Genomic DNA, 20037 nt, shown 5'->3' on the forward strand with positions numbered 1-20037 from the left:
CTAGACCGCAGGATAAAAACTACCGTATAATCAGCGTCCAAGTTTGGCCCCTTAGCTCAGTTGGTTAGAGCACGCGACTCATAATCGCTTGGTCACTGGTTCAAGTCCAGTAGGGGCCACCAAATTTAAGCTGTTAAATCAGTACATTAAGCCAACTTTCGAGTTGGCTTTTTTATTGATTGAAATGGCGATGGCGATAAAATGGCGATGCAGCTAGCAGTAAAACTGCTTTTAAATGAAAAGCTGAAGAACCTGAAACGGGGGGATAGCGCTAAGAAGGAAGCATAATATTAGAGCATCGTAACCGACCTGACGTAAATTATTGTCTATACAAGCCAGAACGTCACCGCCAGAACGACAATAGCGAAAGTAACTGTAGAACCCCAAGCATAATCAGGCCAGTATGACACCGCCAACATGCCAAAAATAATGATGCAAATAACAGGCACATAGGCAGTGAAAAAATATCGGAGCTGCCTTCCCAGCCAATCTTTGAAGAACTTTTTCATTAACGAATCATCCCCATGATTGCAGAGGCTACTTCGCTATCTGTTGCCATTGATGGTCTAAAAAAATGATCATTTCTACTTATGACCGGTTCGATAAGAAAATATAACATTTCCAGTTTCAGACTATATAACGCCACATAATAAGGCTTGTTTCGCATTTTCAGTCGTTGGGCAGCATTAGCCGCTTGTTGTACATGCCCATACAATCCCGTAGCGGTTACTGCAATGGCAGAAATCTTATTCAGCTTACTGTCTATTGATAACTTCATACTCACGCTGTAATAGACTGATGCAGTTATAGCGCTGCTAAATGCCTGATTACTCATTGATGTGGAAGCAATATCAGCCCCCATTTTACTGAGCAATCTTTGGATTTGGGGAATACGCTCTTCTCTAACACCTTTTAAAAACTGGTCTACATAGATAGCGACCATTTCACGAATGATATCATTATGCTGTAACAATTGGACTAGAGCTTCCATGAAGCGAATGTCTTCTTGCTTCTGACTGGCGCATACATCTTGATAATTTGAGGTAAAACACGATGCGTAAAAGCTCAGTCGAGTTACCCCCATATCTAGAGTTTCGCCTGCTCTAAAACCTGTTGTTTAACTCCTTGCAATGCCTGCTCAAGCCGCAGAGCAAAAATCTTATCGGCTTGCATTTTACTAATGATTATTGAGTTATAAATATTCATTTTCCATTTATTACAATCAGTTACATCAAAAATATACTGATATGAAAATAGTATCTTTTCTGCTTATATTCCCTTTATCTGTTGGTCTATTTATATCATTTTTACTGTATAAAGTCTGCACTCCAAATATTACACCAACTTTCGAGTTGGCTTTTTTTCTAGTTAAAATATCGCTGGATATTCTGGTGTTCGGCTAATCGTAGCGAAAAAAACCGCTTGCGCAGGCTTCTTTTAATACCAAAACACGGCTTGATTATTACGACTCGGATGGGGTGGCACTGGTTTTGTTTCCTCCAGTTTAACAATTATCCGATCAACAGTTTCATGGGTAGCAAAGGTGCAACTACAATTTATATTTGTTCACTGGTGATAACGTTCTTTCGTTTGTTTGACCTGCCCCTCATTGATTAGTACACCCTGTAGTGGTCAACAAAAACTGGCCACGACTTTATAGTTTTTCCAGAACAATCGTTCTGACTCATTCGGCGTCAAACCACCATTATATTGATGCGGTCTGAGCTGGCTGTAATATCCCGTGATGTCATTCGTTATCGCTATGCTGGCTTCGCAAAATACACGTATCTATTATCCGGCACTCACTCCGTTTTCAGACTTCTAAAAAAACGTTCCATCGGGCTATTATCCCAGCAATTCCCTCTGCGACTCAGGCTTTGCTTTATCTGATTGCGCCACAGTAACTGCCTGAAATTCCTGCTGGTATAGTAGCTACCTTGATCCGAGTGATACAATAAATTAGCGGGTTTTCCTCGTGCTTCCCAGGCCATGGACAGCGCTTTCGCTGTCAGTGCAGAGTTCGGGGAAAATGACATCGCCCAACCAACCGGTTTACGGGAAAACAGATCAAGTACAATGGCTAAATAAGCCCAGCGTTTACCCGCCCAGATATAAGTCACATCACCGCACCAGACCTGATTAGGCTCTGTTACTGCAAACTGGCGTCCCAGATAATTTGGGATCTCTACGTGTTCCTTAGACGCCTTCTTATATCGATGGCCAGGCTGCTGACAGCTGATGAGATTAAGTTCTTTCATTAGCTTTGTTGTCCGCCAGCGGCTCAGTTTTACGCCTTTGGTGGTGACCATCGCTGCAATATTACGCGCACCTGCGGAGCCGTGACTTTCGCGATGAGTTTCACGAACAAGGCTGAGTAATGCCGCCCGTGTGGCATCAGGCCTCTCTGGCTGCCGCCAGTATTGATAACTGCTGCGATGGACCCCAAACACGTTGCACACAACGGCAACAGGAAACCGCGCCCTGAATTTCTCAACTAATGAGAACTGTTCAGGGAGTCTGACATCAAGAGCGCGGTAGCCTTTTTTAATATATATTTTTATATTTCAGCACGTTGTGGCTTTTTCTTGCGTTCGCGTATCTCAATTTGTTCGGGTGTCATTGGCGAGGCTTTTGGGGACTTTCCAGCCCGCTCTTCTTTATGCTGGCGAACCCATTTATCCATGGTGGATTTACCGACATTCATTGCCGTAGCAGCGGCAGCCACGGTGTAATACTGATCGAGTACAAGTTGGGCGGCTTCAAGTTTGAACTCAGGGCTGAAATTACGTCTATTACTTCTGTTCATTGTGTCACCTGTTTTGACGATGAGGTGATGATATCACCTCTATTCAGGTGGCCAAATTTAGTGTGCTACTACAATTGAAAAATACATGTTCTACTAATTGGAGGCATTACCAACCAATTGATATACTTGGCTGATCTCTAGAGAAAATCAAGATAACCGTGGTTTATAAGTTTATTCGCTTTTTTTATGCGATAGCGAATCTTTGCCCTTACCCAACTATCTGCTGACCATTCATTATTAACTAGTTCCTTGCCAAATATTTTTGATGCTATATCTCGATGTGAGAAGCCTTTTTTTCTATCATCTATAGTTTTTAGTAGGCCCAAGTATTGTTCCTCTTTTTTAGCTTCAACTTCTATTTTATGGTTAACAATGCTCTGCAATATCTCAATATTTTTAGAAAAAGTATCAGATTCAAGGTGGAATGGAATATAGAGATTTGAGTCCTCCATCAACACCGTTGTGCTTTCTATAAATAGTTGAAAATACGCATTCTGATTAAATATTTTCACGCATAATGAATCATCATGCATTCGAAGGATTTTATGTTCAATTCCAGGCTGGTTTGACATATCCCCCCAAGTATATCCTCCTTTAATTTTTCCAGTATTGTTTAATGTGACTCTGACAGAACGGTTACTTAATTTTAGTGACCAAAAAACATTTACTGGATCAGAGTCGTAGGGCGAAATATATTTCATCAATCCCCATTTATGTTCTGCATTTAAATCCAACTCTGATTGAATAAATTCAGATTTACCTTGAGAAGGCTCTTTTTTTTCATGGTTATTCTTCATGAAAAATTCCCAATCTCTGATATATTGTGGGTTCCTACGCAAGCACTCCCATGCGAAGTCATTATAGATATTCCTTTTCATACTCAGTAACCTCTGGTGGGGATTCGTCCAAGTTATAATAGTTATGTGAATTTTGTGATCTCATAAAGGGTGAAAATAACTAACAATAACTTTATCCCTATTTATATTGTCTGAATAGAGTTATTTATTAATGCATGCCGAAGGATGAAGTGATTATTCATCACATACTATTGACTTTTAAATTAATCACGGCAATGGTTTGTTTTAATGAGGGATTGTGTCATTTTTTTATTTTAAATAACGGATGGTAAATAACATGTTCAATACGTTTCCTCAGGCATCATTTGGCATTGAATATGACCCGGCATATGGAGAAATTGAGTCTATATTATCTCAATTAGATGAGTCTGCGGACCCTCTTTCTCGCTCGCATGAGCCTCCAAATATAAATTGGCATTATATTAATGAACTAGCAACCAAATTACTAGATCAATGCTCTGACCTGCGTGTAATAGTTTGGTTGATAAGAGCAAACATTCAAAATAAAGGTATTTTCGCTCTCTATGAGAGTCTGATGAACTTGAGTCAACTAATCAAGGATAATTCTGCTGTTATCTACCCACAGTCAGAGGAAGAGCCATTTAATGGTGGCCATGCCGCTGCTTTAGGCTGGTTAGCTACGACACACTGTATTGCAGAGATTAAAGAGATGCGCATCATAGAAGAATATTCCTATACTTTACAGGACATGATTGTTACTGAGCCCACATTAAGTGGTCAGGAATGTTATTCTATTACACCGTCTTCATTGCTAATAACAGTTGATAATTATTTTCAGAAAAATTGCTTGCCTAGTTTACAAGAGCAATTATCAGGAATAGATAGATTTCTAGAGGAAATTTCACTCTATGCAAATCAATGCAGCGACGGGTATCAACTCAATTGTAATTTATTACAGGGCTTTTTTAAAAAAAATATTTTCCAACTTTCACTACTAAATGAACTGCCACGTGATTATTCTGAACTTTCTGATAGTAAATCGGAAGTTAATGAAGATTATGAAATTGCATATTTAAGTTCAAATGATAAAAGAATTAGCTCCAGGCAAGAGGTAATTATGATGCTTGACCGTATTTTGGAATATTTCCAATACTACGAACCAAGTCATCCAGCACCCATATTCATTTACCGCACCAAGGAGATGATAGGTATGGATTTCTATTCCATTGTTGAAGAAATTCTACCGGAGGCTGTTATTGCATTGAAACAGCTAGCCGGGAAAAACAACCCACCGTTTCGATAAGGACAGTTAAATGGCTAAAGATTCAAGCTCGCAAAAATTTATTGGAAGAAATAACGCACCTCGAGTGCAAATTGAATATGACGTCGAAATCTATGGCTCCAACAAAAAAGTAGAGTTGCCTTTTGTTACCGGTGTTATGGCTGATCTTTCTGGTCATCGAGAAAAACCGCTCTCTGCTGTTGAAGAGCGTAAATTTCTTACTTTTAACCAAGATAATTTCGATGCACGGATGAGAGCAATTAAGCCGCGTCTTAAATTCTACGTGGATAACACCTTAAGTGAGGATAACGAGTTACTCAATATTGAACTGGATTTTGAGTCAATGGATGACTTTTCCCCTGGGGCATTAGCTCGGCGTATTCCCCAAATGGAAAAATTACTTGAGGCGCGGACTCATTTGGCTGAGTTGATTACCTATATGGACGGTAAAACCAGCGCAGAAGAAGTGGTTAAACAGCTACTTGAACAACCAGACTTTTTACAGAGTCTGGCGACGGATGTACAGGGAACGGTTTCGAAGCTCAGTGAAGAACACGATGCTTTAGCAGAAGACGGAGAATAATAGTGGAGAACATGCCGCAGTCCCAGCTCAATAACACACTCGATGTCGCTGTCGGTTTTGTCGAAAACGAGTTAGACGATATTTTAAAACGCTCTTTTCGCCCTAGAACTAACGAAGCTAACGCCACTGTGCGCCGAGCTATCGGTACTCTTGCTGCATACGTTAATAAAGGCCAGGTAAAAGTCAACCGTGATGTTGTGCTGACTATTGAGTCTTTAGTCGCTGAAATTGACGAAAAACTCTCCGAGCAAATGAACCATATTTTGCACCATAAAGAGTTCCAAAAACTGGAGTCCGCTTGGCGAGGTCTTAGCTATCTTGTTAATAATACAGAATTTAATGAAACATTAAAAATCCGTGTACTTAATATCAGTCAGGATGAGTTAGCAAAAATACTGCGCCGTTATCGGGGTTCTGCATGGGATCAAAGCCCGATCTTCAAACAGATATATGAACATGAATATGGGCAATTTGGCGGAGAACCCTTTGGTTGCATGATTGGCGATTTTGAGTTTGATCACAGTCCACAGAGCGTTGCTCTATTAACTGAATTAGCCAAGATCGCGGCAGCGGCTCACTGTCCTTTCATTGCCTCTTCATCTCCGAGCATCATGCAAATGAACAGTTGGAGAGAACTGGGGAATCCTCGGGATATTGGCAAAATTTTCACCACCCCTGAATATACGCCATGGCGTCGTTTGCGTGAAAGTAATGATTCCCGTTATCTGGTACTGACGCTACCACGCTTTCTCTCACGTCTGCCGTATGGTTCGAAAGGCGACACCATTGATGATTTCTCCTTTGAAGAAGTGGTCAGTCCTTATGTGACAGAGGACTTTACCTGGGCCAACGCAGCCTATGCCATGGGCGTCAATATCAACCGTGCCTTTAATGAATATGGTTGGTGCTCGCGGATCCGTGGCATTGAATCTGGCGGTTCTGTAGAGGAACTCCCGGCTTATGCTTTTCCGTCTGATGAGGGGGGATATGAACTCACTTGTCCGACAGAGTTAGCTATTTCTGACCGTCGTGAAAACGAGTTATCCAGTGCTGGCTTCTTACCTCTGGTTTACCGGAAAAATTCTGATTTTGCCGCATTTATTGGCTCCTGTACTTTGCATTCACCTGCCAATTATGACGACCCAGATGCAACGGCAAATGCCAAATTATCAGCCCGCTTGCCTTATATATTTGCTACTTGTCGTTTCGCTCATTACCTCAAATGTATTGTACGCGACAAGATTGGTTCATTCCGCTCACGGGATGATATGCAAGTTTGGCTTAACGACTGGTTGATGAACTATGTCGATGGTGACCCTTCAATTTCAACAGAAGCGACTAAAGCTAAGCGCCCATTGGCTGCGGCTGAAGTGCAGGTGGAAGATGTTGAAGATGACCCTGGATTTTACCGTGCCCACTTCTATTTGCGTCCTCACTATCAGCTAGAAGGTATGACCGTTTCCCTACGACTGGTTTCTAAACTTCCATCCAGCAAAGAAGGTGAAACAAAGTAAATTTTTTAATACCACTCTTTATCTGAAAGAGCGCCAATAAGATAAACAATAGTAATATCAAGGAGGTACAAGATAGTTCAGACGAACACTACGGTTTTGATTAAGGCAATATTTGATTGCCGAAAACTGATTTAACCCAACATTAATGACATTAATTCAGGAGTGAAAAAATGGCAGCTTTAGTCGATTACTTTCTCAAGATCGAGGGGGTAGAAGGTGAATCCCCTGACCAGAATTATGCTGGCTGGATTCAGTTACAAGCTTGGCAATGGGCAGAGGAAAACGCGGGACGCTGGGGGTTTGGTAGTGGTGGTGGTTCTGGAAAAGTCGAAATGAAGGACTTTGAATTCCGCATGGTCAGTAACAAGGCATCACCAAAACTATTCTTAATGTGTGCAACGGGTGAGCACGTTCCCCAAGCTAAATTGGTGTGCCGTAAATCAGGCAGTGGTCAGCAAGACTTTCTGACTGTCACCTTCAGTAACTGCCTGGTTTCTTCTTTCAAGACTGTCGGCAATATGCCTCTTGGCAAAGGCGAGCTGGAAGAAACCGGTACTGTGCTGCCAACAGATGCCATCAGCCTTAACTTTGCCCGTATCGAAGTTGAATACAAAGAGCAAAAAAATGATGGCTCTATGGGAGCTGTAATTAAATCGGGCTACGACCTGAAATTGAACGCCCGTATTTAAGTCAGTAATGCATTAAGACTACTCTCGGATGAGGAGAGTAGTCTTCACTATAGGATAGGGCCAATTATGGATATTTCAGCGCCGATACTTTTCGACAAATTAAGTCTCCGCCATGAACACGCACGATTGCCGCATTGGCGTGATGTTATTTTGCGCGATATCGAATCATTATTGAATGACTCGGCCCACAGTGCCGGACTGAAGTTGAAACACTATCCGTATTGTGAAATTTCAGTACTGAATTACGGCTTGCCTTCACTCAGCCAGCAAGTCCCTGTACACACCGATTTGATGGAGTTGGCCAGACATATACAGCGAATTATCGCCACCTTTGAATCACGTTTGGACCCCCGTTCTATCAAAGTAGTACCACTAATTAATAAAGATCAAACTTGGGTGCTCGCCATTCTTTTTGACATCCATGCTCGGTGTAATTTGCCTGGTGAAGACCATTTAGTGAATTTACGCATCGCACTTGATTACTCCTACGGAATGGTTCGTGTTCTTTAAATAACGAGTAGAAATAAAACAGGGACAGTAGTCATGCTTAACGAAAGTTTTCTGGCTTTATATAACGAAGAGTTGCGTTATTTGCGCGAGGATGGGCAGCGCTTTGCCCATATGCATCCGCAAGTCGCTCAACATCTTGGATTACACGCAGATGGTGTGCTCGATCCTTTCGTAGAACGACTGCTCGAAGGCACGGCCTTCCTCAGTTCCCGTATTCAACAGCGCTTGAACAACGAACATCCCGAGTTCGCTCTGCAAATGCTTGGGCGTTTGGCACCACTTTGGTATACCCCTTTACCTTCGATTGCCACTATTGCGTTGATCCCAGACCTCACCTCACCGCAATGGCATTCGCATGTTGTATTACCTAAAGGCAGCCGGGTAACACTGAGCGACAGTTCGTTAAATAATCGGCAGGCAAATTTCTCGACTGGCCGCAATCTGAATATACAACCATTGACCATTGAGAGTGCTGAGTGTGCCAGCACGCCGCCTACCTCTTTTCCACAAATAGTTGCCCAGCAATTGCAGGCTGGACAGGCTCATGTACGGCTGCGTTTAACGACACAGGGCGTGGCTTCCCTGTCAGACCTGAATTTTTCACCTATGAATCTGACTCTGGCTGCGGGTACTATCCATGCAAATCAGTTACTCACGACACTGCTGAATAATACTCTGCGTATTGTTTTATGGGCCAGCACAAAGGGTGAACCTTTGATCAAGGTTCTCACGAAAGAACATCTTTGCCAGGGGGGATTGAATGAGCAAGAATCTCTCTTGCCGGTGGGGATCTGTGAGCTGCCAGGCAGTCGTTTACTGCGGGAATATTTCGCTGCACCTTCACGTTTTTTCGATCTCGAATTACAGGGCATCAATGATTTTTTGCAACAAGGAGAAGGCGTCCATAGCTTCGAGATCCTGTTTGTTCTTGACCAGCGACCATTACATTTGATTGGAAGGGTCAATAGCGACGACTTCCGTCTGTTTGCGACGCCGATTATAAACCTGTTTAAACGTCGCTGTAGTCCGGTACTTATTAATGGAGAACATACAGAATATCCCGTGGTGGTTGATCCACTTAATCCTTCTTTGTATGAGATTCATCATGTTATGGGGGTTAACGGCTTGTTGACCGAAGGTAGTAGCGTGCCATTCTCATCCCTTCATGGACATGCTCGCTTTGATGATGATGATAATGTCGCGGGTTACAGTATCCGCCGCCGTCGGGAGTTTACCGATAAAAACCGGGCAAAAAATTCCCCATTACCACATGACAGTGTGTTTATTGCCATTTCCCCCGGGGCCAGTGGCGTAGATATCGATCACGTAAAATCTTTATCCATCGAGGCAATGGTCTGTGAACGCCACTTAGTCCCCAGTCAGTTACAACAACCGGAATTTCAGTTGGAAGTTGCCCTCCCGGTGGGGCAGGTAGAAATGCTTCGCCATCCGACCAAACCACAGGGGGTGCCAAATATGGCTCAAGCCTGGCAGGCATTACAACTGATTGCTAATAATCCACTGCGCTATGCCCTACCGGAAATTGCAGATTGCTCACCGATGCTGAAAGATTGGTTGTCGCTATTTTGTCTGCCTGAAGAGGCGAATCAATACAAAAGGATCACCAGCCTTATTCACGCCAACATGGTTCATAACTTTGAGCGCCATGCTGCACCAGGACCTATTGCTTGGGGTCGAGGGGTTGAAGCCACCTTGAATTTCAGCAGCAGCCACCATAGTGACAAAGGCGCCTTTCTATTCGCCCGTATCCTGCATCACGCCTTATCAGAATATTGTGAGTTAGGGCAAACCCTGAGGATGCATATGCAACTAGATGGTGAGACCTTCGCTAAATGGGGTCCTGTCAGTTATGACTAACCTCCAGCCCAAGGATAGTACTTTTCTGCCTGGTCTTTCGGCCAGCCAGGATTTTTTTGAATTACTGCGTCGGATTGAACGCGCCACGCCGGAGCAAAACCGCCTTGGCACTCTGGGAGATAAAAGTAATTTGCGGCTACGCATTATTCAACCCGCTGATATGTCTTTTGCTCCGCGTGAAGTGAGTGATGTTCGACAAACACTGAATACTCGACATCGTCTGTCGGAAATTACTATTTTCTGTCGCCACTTTGGGTTATTTGCTCCTTACGGGCCACTGCCGATACATATTACCGAGCATGCCCGCAATGAGGCGCTATCTAAACGTAACCTGGCCTTTGAGCATTTTGCCGGCATCCTCAGCCAACGAATGGCGATTTTGTATTATCGAGCATGGGCCCAAATGCATGTAGCTGTGGGCCATGATCGAGCGTCAGAAAACGCCTTTATGCATCATTTATGTCAGTTGGCCGGCCTGACTCCTCAACAAGCATTGAATCCACATGTAGAGCGGATCAGACGCTGTTTCCCGGGGGCATATCTGCCGGGTAGAGGTTCACTGCGCAAGCTACAGGAAATTCTGAGCCAATATTTTGCTGTTCCTACCCGTATTGAGGCTCGTAAAGGGCTGTGGATTGATGATTCTCGCAATGAGCAAAACCAACGTATGGGCCGATTAGGTAGTACGCGTATTGGTCGTCGCTTTTTCGATGTGCAGCATAGCCTGGTGTTATCTATTGGCCCGGTCTCTGCCCCTCAATATCTAGATTTCCAGCGGAATAGTGAACGTATCAACACCCTGGTGCGTATCTGTCATGACTTTGTCCGCTACCGAATGGTACTGGATGTGCAATTGATCATAAAAACCTCCCCCAATATGGCCTGTCGCCTGGGAGGGGGAACCCTTAGCCGCCATTGCTGGTTAAAACCAGATTCAGCACTGCGCATACAACCAATTTATAGAACAGTTACCTAACTTATGGGAGCGATAACGGTGTATCAACGTGAACGTCTTTTTAATCGATTGGGCGCATTTGCTTATAAAACTTTTGTTGAAGCGACTCGACTTTGCCGCAGTTATCGACATGAGTATGTGGAGCTAGAACATTGGTTGAAAGTTCTAATGGACCAGCCGCATGGTGATTTCCCTATGTTATTGGCGCATTACGGCCTCAATCAGGAAATTATCTCAACTCAACTTGATCACATTATTCAGCATATGCCGGTCACGAAAGTCTCGGTACAAGATTTGTCATCACGACTTGAGGCGGCAGTCGAAAGTGGGCTGGTGATGAGCCAATTAATGGGGTCACTTTCTCCTATTCGTACCTCGCATATTTTGTTGGCATTGCTGCAAGACACACAACATCAGCGTTGGTTGTATCGTCTATGTGATGAGTTTAAAAAACTACCGATTCCAAAAATTGCAGAGGAATATGAGGATCTGTTGCGTAATTCTATTGAGTATTCGGACGATGTTCCGAAAGGCGATGCATTGGCTTCGGAAACGCAGAGCAGCTCGTCAACAGAAACTCAGGCTGCACTAAACAAGTGGTGTAACGATCTGACCCAGCAAGCACAAGCCGGTGATATCGATCCTGTGATTGGTCGAGAAGCTGAATTGCGTCAGGTTATCGATATTTTGCTGCGTCGCCGTCAGAACAATCCCATTTTGGTCGGGGAAGCGGGAGTCGGTAAAACGGCAGTCGTTGAGGCCTTGGCCCGGAAGTTAGCCAGCGGCGATGTGCCATCGTTGTTAAAGGGCGCGCGTCTACTTTCCCTGGATTTGGGGCGAATGCAGGCGGGTGCAAGTATGCGGGGTGAGTTTGAATCGCGCCTTAAATCCCTGATTGATGGCATTAGCCAATCCGATACTCCGATTATCCTGTTTTGTGATGAGGCCCATACGCTGGTCGGTGCGGGTGGGCAAGCGGGTACTGGGGATGCTGTAAATCTGCTTAAACCCATGCTCGCAAGAGGGGCGCTGCGCATGATCGCTGCCACGACCTGGTCAGAATACAAACAGTTTATTGAACCGGATGCAGCCTTAACTCGCCGCTTCCAGCGGGTACTGATAGGTGAGCCGAATGAGTCTACCGCCGTCAATATGCTACGGGCCATTGCACCACATTTTGCTCAGCATCATAACGTCACTATCCGTGACAGTGCCATTTTTGCTGCTGTCCGTCTGTCATTGCGTAATTTGCCTTCCCGACAATTGCCCGATAAAGCGATCAGTCTGCTGGATACGGCTTGCGCGCGTGTCGCCCTTAGCCAGCACGCCGAGCCACAAGTGATCGAGCAATTATCGGCACAACTGGATGTACTCAAAACGGAGCATCACTATTTGATTCGGGAACAACAGCTTGGGGCGACTATCGAGCCGCGACTAACTGAAGTCGAGACGCAAATTCACACGATTGAAAGCGAATTGACGGCCCTGAAAATGCGTGATTACAACGAAAAACAGCTAGTTAATGAGGTTATTCCCGAGAGCAAAAATCATGGCATGATGACGGATCATGCACGCTGGCCTGAACTGCTCGCGCTACAAGAGGGCACACCTTTGGTTTATCCCTGGGTAGATGAGCAGAGTATTGCCGCTGTTCTTTCTGACTGGACCGGTATCCCTTCCGGCAAAATGTTGCAGGACGATATCGAGTGTGTGTTGAATCTCGAACAGCGGCTTGGTGAGCGTATCTTTGGGCAGCAGAACGTCATCAAAGAGATTTCACAAGCAATACGCATCGCTCGGGCAGGTATTCAGTCGCAAGACCGCCCGCTGGGAATCTTCTTATTGGCCGGCTCCACTGGGACGGGGAAAACGGAAACCGCCAATGTATTGGTCGAAACACTCTACGGAGGTGCCCATAACCTTATTACCTTCAATATGAATGAGTTCCAGGAAGCACACACCTTATCCACGCTGAAAGGGGCGCCTCCAGGTTATGTCGGTTATGGCAAGGGAGGGAAATTAACGGAAGCAGTAAGACGCAAACCCTATTCCGTTATTCTGCTCGATGAGTTTGATAAAGCTCACTCTGATATTCAGGATGCTTTTTATCAAGTCTTCGATAAAGGATGGATGGAGGATGCCGAAGGACGTTTGGTCAGTTTCCGCCAATGTTTTATTCTGCTTACCTGCAATCAGGGGGCTGAAGAGATCGAACAGGCTTACCTCGCTGAAAGCGATATTAAACCCGCGGTACTAAAACCTCTGGTGTACGACGCTTTGCTGCGCTGTTTTGCTCCCGCGCTGTTAGCCAGAGTCAATATCATTCCCTATATCCCATTGGATCAAGCTGCTCTGGCGCAAATAGCCTCTTATCACCTTTCACGTTTACAACAGCGTTTATGGGATGAAATCGGTGCCTCTTTGATTATCGAGGGGGATATTCCTGCATGGGTTGCCACCAGAGTTTGCAGTCATCCCAATCATGGCCGTGCTGTTGAAGAGCTTTTGCGCCAGACAATACTTCCTATTGTTGGAAATGAAGTTTTGAAGCGCCGTCACGAGGCTGAACCGCTGAAAGAGATACGTCTGTTGGTTGAAGAAACAGAACTGAGTATTGAATTCGCGTAACTGATGTTTGGGCTGGTATGAGTGCACATTAATTTTAAACGGGGCCGTTATGCCATTAATTGAGATAGAGAATGACGTGTTATCAGGTCTGGATGCCTTTCCTCTTAGTTTCACTACGGAAGAGCGGCTCTCGGGTAATCCAGTGTATAGCCTGGATTTTCAGGCGGCAGATGCTGATATTGATCTGATTAGCTTGTTAGGAGAAGTCATCAAGGTAAAGATTGAATTACCGGACTCTGCTGGTTACCGAACCTTTTTTACCTATGTAGTGGCGGGGAGTGATGAAGGGCAACGACAAAATCAATTTGTTTATCACCTTGAACTGAGTACCTGGCTATGGTTTTTACAACAAAACCGTAACTGCCGAATTTTCCAAAATCTGAGCATCATCGATATCATCGAGCAGATATTTTCCCGCTATAACTTTGCTGACTATCGATTTGATATTGTGAGTAGCTATCCCTCGCGTGAATACTGCGTGCAATTTGAAGAAACGGATTTCGCGTTTGTTAATCGTCTGATGGAGGATGAAGGTGTTTGGTACTACTTCGAACATCAAGACGATAAACACACCTTGGTTATTACCGACCAACAGCAGTTTCCAACACTGGAAGAGCCGTATGCAGAACTCACTTTCCTGCCTGATAGTGAGGAAATGCGGGCGATCCGTGAGGGGATACAACGCATTCAGCGCTCGCAGCGCATCCACTCAAGTGAAGTAGTATTACGTGATTTTGATTTCCGTAATCCACGCAATACCTTGCAAACCCATATAGAAGAAAGTCGCCAATTTCTTCAAGACGTGCCACTGGAATGGTATGGCTATGGGGCGGGTTACACCGATACTCAACATGGTGAAAATATTGCCCGTTTACGCCTTGAAGCCATTCAGAGCCATGGGCAAATGTTGTCGGGTGAAAGTAACGCCACAGGATTGGCAGTAGGCCGCTCTTTCTCCTTGGTACAGCACCCTGATAGTCATCGTAACCGTGCATTTAAGCTGATCAGCTGTGATTACAGTTTTGTGCAAGATGGGCCGGACAGTAACAGTCAAGGCCGCAATATTCTCTGCCGTTTTAAAGCATTAAACGATGACATTGTTTACCGCCCGCAATGTGTGACACCGCATCCACAGGTTTCAGGTTTACAAAGCGCAACGGTAGTTGGCGCACGTGAGTCAGAAGTTCATACCGACAAGTTTGCTCGCATTCGTGTTCACTTTCATTGGGATCGCTACAAAACCACCGAAGACGATAGCTCCTGCTGGATTCGCGTCGTGCAGGCATGGGCCGGTAAAGGCTGGGGAGTCCTTGCGATGCCTCGTGTCGGGCAAGAAGTCTTGATCAGCTACATTGATGGTGATCTGGATCGCCCGATGGTCACCGGGATCGTCTATAACGGTGAAAACCCACCGCCTTATCGCTTACCCGAACATATTAACTATTCGGGTTTTGTCTCCCGATCCTTGCGCTTTGGGCAGCCACAGCATGCCAGTCAACTCACCTTTGATGATAATCGCGGTAATGAACGCATCATGCTGCACGCTGAGCGTGACTTGCAAAAAACCGTCGAACGTAACAGTTCTACGGCGGTGGGGCAGGATAAATATGAAACGGTAAAACGAACCGCCACAGAGTGGATCAGTAACCACGTCTCTTATAAAGACGTTAACTTCTCGGTGACCGGTATGAATGTCTCTGCCACTGGACTAAATATCTCCAGTACCGGAGCCAGTTTATCTTTAAACGGCATGAGTGTCAGTACCGTCGGCGTAGGAGTGAGTTGCACCTTAGTCAATACCTCGTTTACCGGTGTCGGCACCTCGTTTACCGGGGCTACTACCTCCTTTACGGGGGTCAATAACAGTAGTACTGGGGTGACTATCAGTCGGACAGGTTGCAGTTCTTCCTTTGTGGGCACCAGTAATAGCATGACCGGCAGTAGCCATTCTATGGTCGGTTTAACCACCAGTATTGTCGGCCAGAGTATGAGCCAAACTGGCTCCTCCCTGGGCATGACCGGCAGCACTAAATCGTTTACTGGCAGCAGTGTTGGCTTTACCGGTAGCACTATCTCCACTACGGGGGTCAGTCACAGTACCACAGGCAGCACTACCAGCATGGTAGGCAGTAGCAGGTCGACTACCGGGAGCACGGTATCCTTTACGGGGAGTTCAGTCTCTACGACGGGCATTAGTTTCAGCACTACTTTTATTGGTCGGTCTAGAACTATTCATGATCTCAGCACCAAGACCAGCAGCATGTCTACCACCGGTAGCAGCATGTCTACCACCGGTAATAGCATCAGTAACACCGGCTTGTCCCTCTCTTCGAATGGCACTCAGCATTCGCAAACGGGTGTTGATTTGAAAACAGTCGGTATGCAAAGCAAAAACTGACAAGGAAGAATTATGCGTATTATTCGTCCACAACAGCTCGTGGTGCTGAAAAACAATTATCAGATAGGTCATGACAGCCATATGGGGGTCAGTGTTATTGCGGGTTGCTATCTGTCTAAACCAGAGCATCTGATCACTGAACCCCAAATTTGGCAAGCATGGAAAGCGGCCCCGCTTTCGCTGCAAATGCTCGACAGTGCTGAGCCAAAGCCTTTTGCCGAATTTTTGCTGGCAGGTCACGCCGGTATTGGTGAAGAAGTGACATCACTGTATCCCGAGGTGGAGGTTGGCTCAATGACCCGCCGCTGGTGTATTGAAGGGGAAGGCGGCAAAACAGGGATTGGCATCAAACCTTTCTTACGTATCCCAATGGATCATACCCAGAGCTGGGGGGGGAAAGGCTGCAAAGAAAATCCCTTGGGGCGTGGTTATGACGATGCACGTAAACCGACAGTGATGTCGATTGGGCTTGATGGTTCCACTACGGTTCGCTCACCGTTAGCGGCATCGACCCCTGTTCCTTATGGCTTTCAGTTACGCAAAGCACATCTTGATGATGTCGCATCAAGCATGACTGACCCCAAATATCTGGAGACATTTTATCCCGGATTACCTCCAAATATTAATCGTCGTTATTTCCAGATGGCACCACCAGATCAATGGCTGAAAAAAGCGGCATGGCCAGACAATGTGCCTTTCAAACTCACAGGATTCCGGCCAAACAATGAGGTTATCTCGGGGGTATTTCCGTCTATCAGTGCCAGAGCCTTTATTTGGGATAACACCACGCAATCCCCTAGTGAATTGATATTACAGCGTAAAACATTGTGGTTGCTACCGGATGATGACATTGGCCTGATGGTGTTTACCGGCAGTCTGCCACTGACCCATCTTTTTGATGAGCCAGTCGAAACCTTACTGGTAGGTATGGATCACTCAGAGAGGTTGCGATGCGCGGAACATTACCACCAAGTGTATACCAACCGTACTTCAGTAGATGCACCGAGTTTCGCATTCCTCAAAGATGCCGATTTGATGCCACCAGGCATGTCGTTGAACGTTATCCGCGATATGGCTGACCATCCTGACTCATTACGCTATAGCGCTGTCGCCATGCCGAAGGTCGATACTGAGCGTTTCTATCAGGATATTCAGGATGCCATTGAACAACAGGAACGCCTAAAGCGTGAGGAATATGATGCTTTAGGCGATTTAGATATCCCGCTAGTAGGTAATGACAAGCTTGGCACTCAATGGTTGGCAAGCGGAGAGAAGACGGCAACCAATCTCTCTTTTTCCGGCACCGAGTTATCAGGGATGAGGCTGGACAATAAGGAATTCCACTATTGCATTTTTAATCAATGCCAGTTCGATAAGGCCGTTTTTAATAATTGCACCTTTACACAGTGCCAGTTTACCCAAGGAAACTTTGACGATTCACACTGGGAAAAAGTGCATTTCACAAGCTGTTTATTCAAACAAACGAAATGGCAGAAAGCGAACTTCGCCCATTGCCAATGGGAAAAAATCACGCTTGAACACGCTCAGTTTCCACACTGTCATTTTGTCGACAGCCTTTTTGAACACTGTTTGATCAATCAAAGTGATTTTAGCTTTGGCCAGTTTGACCGATGTACGCTGAAAAGTTGTCTGCTTTCTGAAACCCCCTGTGATCAAGCGAAATTTAATCAGGTCATCATCATATCGTGTGTATTCGAAAAAGGTGGTGGTGCCGAGGCCCTGTTCACTGATAGCACGATAGAAAAAAGCTCATTCATTAGCAGTAATTGGACTGGTACGCGCTTTAGCCATTGTTATCTCAATAGCGTGAGTACCGGCCTGAATACCAACTTTTCCGAGGGGCATTTTGAACACTGTAGCCTGAATAAAATGGGTTTCTTTAAGGTGAACTTGCACTCCAGTTCCTTTATTCATTGTTCGATGTTGGAAAGTTGCTGCGATAAAGCGGATTTCTCACAGGCGACGCTGATGAATTGTGATATGTCAGCGGTGCGGCTAAAAGACGCGAAATTAATACACAGCCACTGGCAGAACACCAGCTTGCAGCAAAGTCTGTTTTACAACGCTGACCTGCGGGATACCAGCTTCTTACGTTGCAATCTGGCGGGCGCCAACCTGGCAATGACCAGCCAAAACCTGACTACCCGTTTTGAACAGTGTCTGACAGAAAAAACGCACTGGATACCTCGTCGCTACAGTGTCCCGGCATAAATAATAGGTTTCAAAGGAACAGAAAATGGTATTTCCCGATAGCCCGATTATGCCTCCTGGCATTCCGCGTCAGATTACGGGGCGGTATTTTACACAACGTCAACTGCAGCGGTTAACACTGTCTGAGGTGCAATTTATACAATGCACCTTCACAGATATTACGTTGACCGATGTATCCCTACACAATATTCATTTCGAACATTGTCATTTTACCCGCCTGCGCCTGGATCGTGGCCGGGTGGAAAATTGTACATCCCGTTACTGTACATTCGATGACATTTCAGCGCAGGGGGCATCATTAATCAATGTCTCATTTATTGAGGGACAATGGCAGGGATGCTATCTCACCGATTGTTTAGTTGAGCGCTGGTTGTTGGCCTGTTGCCTGCTCGATGGAGCCCATTTGCAAGATATTCAATTGCATTATTGGACAGCACAAGATACTCCAATAAACAACCTGACGATGAGCAACAGTAAAATGCAAGATGCGAACTTGCATGGATGTGTTATTCAGCAGTCCGTATGGAAAGATTGTGAGCTTATCCGGCAAGTGATGGGCAGTTGTATTTTGAAAGACTGCAAATATCAGTCGATACGTAGTGACATTTTGGTATGGAGCCAGTGTCAACTTGAACAGGTTGATTTCCGATATCAGCCGCTGGCAAACAGTAATTTCCACAAAACCCAGCTAACACAGTGCTGGCTAAATAATGCCAATCTTACGGCAGCACTGTTCAATGAATCGCAGATAGACGGCTGCGATTTTAGCATGGCACAACTCACAGCGGCCCAGTTTGCGGATGCTACATTGAGTGACTGCAACTTTGAAGCGGCCCAATTGCACAAAGCCTCTTTGTTACGAGCGAACTTAACGCGATGTCAACTGACTCAAACCAATTTGACTCAGGTTGATATGCGCAGTTGTGTGCTGAATGCTTCGTCATTACAGGCCAGTCAACTCAATAGAACACGCCTTCACGGTGCACAAATACCGCTGTTGGACGCGCCTTTGCAAATGCCAGAACCCTTACTGACTCAGATTGATAACTGGTACAGCCGTCATAAGCCAGGCCCAACAGATACCGCCCAATTTCCCTCTATACCTTCAGGAGCTAGCCGTTATGTCTAAATTAGCCACTTTACTGAAATTTCAAAGCGATGTACCTGACCATCAAGTCGATTCATCGAACAAAGCCTTAGTGATGGGAGCAGATCAGCCGAAAATAATTACTGCCGAGGTTTCCAGCACAGATAACAGCAGCGTGTTATTGCACGGATATGAAACATTGCCCGCAACCACTGCGGCCAGTTGCCTATTCCTACCAGAAATTGGCGATCAGGTCAGTGCGATTATCGAACGGCAGAAGATTTACATAACCGCAATTTTATATCGCGCGATCCCTGACTCTCCATTGGTCATGAACAGTGGTGATATTCCTTTGCACCTTGTTACGACCTCACTGGAAATTCATAGCCCAGAGAGAGTTGAGATCCATACAAGACATTTCTCATTGATGGCCCGTACCTCGTTGTGGGTGGCGAAAACCATGCATCAGGTGGCTGACTCGCTATTTGTCAGAGCGAAGCAGGCGAGCAAAGAAGTGGAGAATACCGACATGACCCATGCTCGTCACATTAATCAACAGGCTGATCAAAGCTTAATTATTAATAGCCGGATTGGATCATTAAATGCCTCCTCCGTACTCAAAATCGACGGCGGACAGGTTCACATGGGGTAATCACG

15 protein-coding genes, 1 tRNA gene and 2 pseudogenes are annotated in these 20037 nt (G+C 45.3%); 13 read left to right on the forward strand and 5 right to left on the reverse strand.

All coding sequences use genetic code 11. From position 1 onward, the window contains the following. Positions 1–45 precede the first annotated feature (45 nt). Positions 46–122: transfer RNA gene (locus ACNSO8_RS18530), tRNA-Ile, on the forward strand. Positions 123–326: 204 nt separating this feature from the next. Here ACNSO8_RS18530 and ACNSO8_RS18535 read toward each other — a convergent pair. The 5 genes and pseudogenes from ACNSO8_RS18535 to ACNSO8_RS18555 form a co-directional block, all read right to left on the reverse strand. After that, positions 327–509, reverse strand: a complete 183-nt coding sequence (locus ACNSO8_RS18535; protein WP_418395489.1) for a hypothetical protein — start codon at positions 507–509, stop codon at positions 327–329. Further along, positions 509–1084, reverse strand: a complete 576-nt coding sequence (locus tag ACNSO8_RS18540; protein ID WP_418395490.1) for a hypothetical protein — start codon at positions 1082–1084, stop codon at positions 509–511. Before ACNSO8_RS18540 ends, ACNSO8_RS18535 begins: the two co-directional genes overlap by 1 nt. 353 nt (positions 1085–1437) lie before the next feature. Next, a pseudogene (locus ACNSO8_RS18545) lies at positions 1438–1593 on the reverse strand (ogr/Delta-like zinc finger family protein); the annotation flags it as partial. 39 nt (positions 1594–1632) lie between these two features. Continuing rightward, positions 1633–2806 (reverse strand): annotated as a pseudogene (locus tag ACNSO8_RS18550) (IS3 family transposase). Between the two features lie 137 nt (positions 2807–2943). Next, entirely contained in the window at positions 2944–3684 is a 741-nt protein-coding gene (locus tag ACNSO8_RS18555; RefSeq protein ID WP_418395491.1) for a DNA -binding domain-containing protein, read from the reverse strand. Positions 3685–3940: 256 nt separating this feature from the next. On the opposite strand from ACNSO8_RS18555, the gene ACNSO8_RS18560 reads away from it, so the two are divergent. From ACNSO8_RS18560 to ACNSO8_RS18615, 12 genes are all read left to right on the forward strand, one after another. Beyond that, complete coding sequence (locus ACNSO8_RS18560) at positions 3941–4927, forward strand: ImpA family type VI secretion system protein (RefSeq protein WP_418395492.1); 987 nt, start codon at positions 3941–3943, stop codon at positions 4925–4927. Positions 4928–4937: 10 nt separating this feature from the next. Continuing rightward, positions 4938–5489: a type VI secretion system contractile sheath small subunit gene (gene tssB / locus ACNSO8_RS18565; RefSeq protein WP_418395493.1), complete on the forward strand. Its 552-nt coding sequence runs from the start codon at positions 4938–4940 to the stop codon at positions 5487–5489. Between the two features lie 11 nt (positions 5490–5500). After that, on the forward strand, positions 5501–7003 hold the full coding sequence (gene tssC, locus ACNSO8_RS18570) for a type VI secretion system contractile sheath large subunit (RefSeq protein WP_418395512.1): 1503 nt from the start codon (positions 5501–5503) through the stop codon (positions 7001–7003). Positions 7004–7173: 170 nt separating this feature from the next. Then, positions 7174–7692: an Hcp family type VI secretion system effector gene (locus ACNSO8_RS18575; protein ID WP_418395494.1), complete on the forward strand. Its 519-nt coding sequence runs from the start codon at positions 7174–7176 to the stop codon at positions 7690–7692. Between the two features lie 66 nt (positions 7693–7758). Further along, the gene (locus ACNSO8_RS18580) at positions 7759–8202 is read left to right on the forward strand and encodes a type VI secretion system baseplate subunit TssE (protein ID WP_418395495.1); all 444 of its coding nucleotides are present in this window, start codon (positions 7759–7761) and stop codon (positions 8200–8202) included. 33 nt (positions 8203–8235) lie between these two features. Then, the gene (gene tssF / locus ACNSO8_RS18585) at positions 8236–10080 is read left to right on the forward strand and encodes a type VI secretion system baseplate subunit TssF (protein WP_418395496.1); all 1845 of its coding nucleotides are present in this window, start codon (positions 8236–8238) and stop codon (positions 10078–10080) included. After that, positions 10073–11056: a type VI secretion system baseplate subunit TssG gene (gene tssG / locus ACNSO8_RS18590; RefSeq protein WP_418395497.1), complete on the forward strand. Its 984-nt coding sequence runs from the start codon at positions 10073–10075 to the stop codon at positions 11054–11056. Before tssF ends, tssG begins: the two co-directional genes overlap by 8 nt. A gap of 18 nt (positions 11057–11074) precedes the next feature. After that, the gene (tssH, locus tag ACNSO8_RS18595; protein ID WP_418395498.1) at positions 11075–13663 is read left to right on the forward strand and encodes a type VI secretion system ATPase TssH; all 2589 of its coding nucleotides are present in this window, start codon (positions 11075–11077) and stop codon (positions 13661–13663) included. A 49-nt stretch (positions 13664–13712) separates the two neighbouring features. Then, complete coding sequence (gene vgrG, locus ACNSO8_RS18600) at positions 13713–16061, forward strand: type VI secretion system tip protein VgrG (protein ID WP_418395499.1); 2349 nt, start codon at positions 13713–13715, stop codon at positions 16059–16061. A gap of 12 nt (positions 16062–16073) precedes the next feature. Next, on the forward strand, positions 16074–18293 hold the full coding sequence (locus ACNSO8_RS18605; protein WP_418395500.1) for a DUF2169 domain-containing protein: 2220 nt from the start codon (positions 16074–16076) through the stop codon (positions 18291–18293). Positions 18294–18318: 25 nt separating this feature from the next. Then, entirely contained in the window at positions 18319–19422 is a 1104-nt protein-coding gene (locus ACNSO8_RS18610; protein ID WP_418395501.1) for a pentapeptide repeat-containing protein, read from the forward strand. Then, complete coding sequence (locus ACNSO8_RS18615; RefSeq protein ID WP_418395502.1) at positions 19415–20032, forward strand: DUF3540 domain-containing protein; 618 nt, start codon at positions 19415–19417, stop codon at positions 20030–20032. The genes ACNSO8_RS18610 and ACNSO8_RS18615 overlap by 8 nt, the downstream gene beginning before the upstream one ends. Positions 20033–20037: the final 5 nt, after the last annotated feature.

Source organism: Yersinia sp. LJYL362 (assembly GCF_048323875.1).